Annotated in this window: 3 protein-coding genes and 1 pseudogene; 2 read left to right on the top strand and 2 right to left on the bottom strand. The window is 28.8% G+C overall.

Annotated elements, in window-relative coordinates; genetic code table 11:
- Nucleotides 1-759, top strand: a 759-nt coding sequence (locus tag CLOBL_RS28325; protein ID WP_179117851.1) for a hypothetical protein, incomplete at its 5' end; no start/stop codon positions are given.
- 100 nt (nt 760-859) lie between these two features.
- Here the strand turns inward: CLOBL_RS28325 and CLOBL_RS26915 are convergent.
- On the bottom strand, nt 860-1453 hold the full coding sequence (locus CLOBL_RS26915; RefSeq protein WP_077861801.1) for a recombinase family protein: 594 nt from the start codon (nt 1451-1453) through the stop codon (nt 860-862).
- A gap of 127 nt (nt 1454-1580) precedes the next feature.
- Nucleotides 1581-2489 (bottom strand): annotated as a pseudogene (locus CLOBL_RS26910) (N-acetylmuramoyl-L-alanine amidase).
- 110 nt (nt 2490-2599) lie between these two features.
- On the opposite strand from CLOBL_RS26910, the gene CLOBL_RS26905 reads away from it, so the two are divergent.
- Nucleotides 2600-2926 (top strand): sigma factor (locus CLOBL_RS26905; protein ID WP_143323973.1); only part of this gene is annotated, 327 nt, incomplete at its 3' end.

Genomic DNA, 2926 nt, shown 5'->3' with positions numbered 1-2926 from the left:
AAATCACTTAACTATGATACCCTTACAAAAATTAATTCTGCATATGAAACTTTATCCGAGAAGATGAATAAATCATTTAATTATGATAATCTTATAAAAATTGATTCCGTATATGAAACTTTATTCGAAAAGCTTGAAAATATAAATTTAGCTAATTTTGATTTAAATGACTATAGTGATACTGTAATTCAAGAAGCTACATTATTTGCAATAGATACATTTGAAACGGAGAATAAAATAGGAAACGAAGGAGAAATTACTAAAGAATTAAACTGGCAACAAAGCTTAAAAGAAAAATGGGACATATATGCCGAAAGAAATCCAATATATGCTTTTATCTTAAAAATTGTATTCACTTTTTTAATTTCTACAGTTTTTTTAAGTCCAATATATAACAATGTAGAAACACATATAAAAAGCATATTTAGTAACATTAATACAAATAATAATTGTGATTTAAAAAGTGCTAAAAAAAATACTAACAAATTTCTTAACGAGAATTACTATTATCTTAAGAATGAAATTAAAATTCGTTATAGATATATAAATCAAGATAATATTTCAATCCGAAATACCCACAAGAGAACTTCTTATGAAATGATTAAGGTTAATGCAGGAGACATAATAGGATTATTACCTGATAATAGTATAAATAAGAAGAAAAGATTTAAAAATTGGATCTATATTATATATACCGATAGCTTAAATCAAACTCACATAGGGTGGGTAAATAATCTATATACAGAAAGATTTAAATAAAGAAATTCTCTAGATAAACAGGTAGCCTAAATTTAATCAAAAATTAGTCATACCTGTTTTAATATATACAAAAAATCCTTTATGCTTACTTTACCTAAATCTATTCTTTTTCTTTATACAATTTAATCCATCTGTATAACGTTGCCCTACCACAATCCAATAATTTAACCATTTCAACTTTACTCAACTCTTTATTAATCATCTTAATATAATATTTTTTAAACTCTTTTGGCAGATTTTCAGCTTTCTTTTCTTCTCTACCAAACCATCTGCCAGTTTTAGTTGTTCCCGTTTCAATACACCTTGTAACTCCTTGCTGCACTCTTTCAACTGTATTTTCTCTCTCCATCTCTGCAACTGCTCCAAGGATAGTTAATATAAACTTATAGCCGTCACCTTCTGTATTTATCCTCTCTTTAACGAAATAAACTGTAACACCTTTATTCTTAAAATAATCACACGTTCTTCTAAGATCATCAACATTTCTTCCTAACATACTTATGCTTTCACAATAAATTATATCGTCATTATTGACCTCTAATTTCAATTTATTTAATGCAGGCCTATCAATACTCTTTCTGCTTATTTTATTCGAATAAGTCTTATCAAAAGTAATTCCTAACTTATCAAAAACCATTTCTTGCCTGCCTACACTCTGCTTTCTTATACTAATTCTCTCATATTTATAAATCATAAACTATCATCCTTAAATAATGAAATTGTCTTTATCTTAATATGTCTCATTAAACTATTCAAAATCTAATGATACATTCCAAGATAAAGATAATGTCATTTTTAGATAAAATTTATCAGGTTTTCTTTCATTTTTTAGTGTTTTTTATCCACTTTCCGCTCTTATCAACACTATATCCGTCTGGTGTAACACAATTAGAATACATCTTTCCATGCTCATCAAATGCATAACATGAACTATCAATCCACTTCCACAATGGCTTATCCTTATTCCCTCGAACCATTTTACAATCATCCCCTAAGTAATACCAGTTATTATTATTTTCATCATGGTACCAGGAATCCTGCAAAGCATATCCCTTATCATTAAAGATATACCATTCACCGCCTATTTCCTGCCATCCATCTTTTGATGAATAATAGCTTTTGTTTTCTAAACAGATGCAATACCACCACCCAACATCATTACAATTCCAACCAAGTTTCCATTCTACATTACTAGAATCCTCTGCTCCAACTAATCCATTAACAATAGCTTTTGCAATAACTTCTGGATCATATTTATCTACATCATCACTATCAGCAAATAAACACTCAACTAATATTACTGGCATTACAGTTTCATTAAGAACAATTAGGTTTCTTGTTTTTATGCCTCTGTTAGGTAAATTTAAAGTACCTGATAATGCATTAACTACTTTATCTGCATATTGATTTGCTACTTCTGATTTTCCAGCAACTAATACTTCTGGACCACTACCTCCCCCTGCATTAATATGAATTTCAACATACAACTCAATATCTGTTGTTTTAGCTATGTCATTAGCTTCATTTGCTCTTTCATAGCAGTCCTGGCAGCTATAGCTATTACTCTCATCAATTCTAAGTAAGTTGACTCCATAACCTTTTTCCTGTAAATACTGTGCAACTAAAGTTCCAATCTCACGAGTGCATTAACTTTCATCTAACTTATCAATAACACCACATCCAACATTCCCACTTGCAGTATGACCTACTGCTATTATAAAATTACTCATTTTTTATACACCTCCTTATGAGATATATGTGGTTTTGTCATATATACTAAATGTAGAGGTTGATTTTATCATGCTTGCTATAGCCTATTTTATAAATTAAGGAGGTCTATATGGATTTTGATTATATTGAAAGCTTAGTTTGCAAATGTAAAAATGGAGATATGATATCAAAAGAAAAATTAGCTAATGAATTTAGACCTTTAATAATTAATATTTCAAATAGAACTTTTATAGATGGATATGATAGAAATGACCTTAAGAACGAATGCTATCAGTCACTTTTTAAATGTGTTTCTTTATACAATCTGGAGAAGCATAAATTTGTTGCTTATGCTACTAATGCAATAAAAAATAATATAAATGACTTAATTAAGCATGTTAGAACTAGAAGCTCAACTAACGGCGATGATGCTTTAAGCCTTCATGCTGATGTTGAA

The sequence above is a fragment of the Clostridium sp. BL-8 genome (genome assembly GCF_002006495.1).
GTDB lineage: Bacteria > Bacillota > Clostridia > Clostridiales > Clostridiaceae > Clostridium.
This window is presented reverse-complemented; position numbering and strand designations above follow the sequence as displayed.